The following is a 263-nucleotide window of genomic DNA, read 5'->3' on the forward strand; positions in this document are numbered from 1 at the left end:
GCTGCTGGCGCGCGGCGCCGATGGCGTCGACGAATTGCGCGAACACCTGCGCCTGGGCCATGCACCTGCCGGGCCCGGCGGCCTCGCGCGCTTCCTCGACGCCTGCGTGGCCGACGACCAGGCAGGCGGAGCGCTGGAACGCTTCGCGCTCGAACTCATGGAGCGTGGCGCCGATCCCTTCTCCGCGAGCCGGGCCGGCGACCCGCCGCTGTCGCTGGCCGTGCGCCTGGGCTGGCCGCGGTTGGTGGAGCGCCTGCTGTCGC

The 263-nt window shown here is 75.7% G+C and carries 1 protein-coding gene; it reads left to right on the forward strand.

Annotation, left to right across the window (positions count from 1 at the left end; translation table 11 throughout):
• A partial coding sequence (locus QAA18_RS10925) for a hypothetical protein (RefSeq protein WP_279412977.1) occupies positions 1-263 on the forward strand: 263 nt, incomplete at both ends.

This window comes from Luteimonas sp. 8-5 (assembly GCF_029763755.1).
Taxonomy (GTDB): domain Bacteria; phylum Pseudomonadota; class Gammaproteobacteria; order Xanthomonadales; family Xanthomonadaceae; genus Cognatiluteimonas.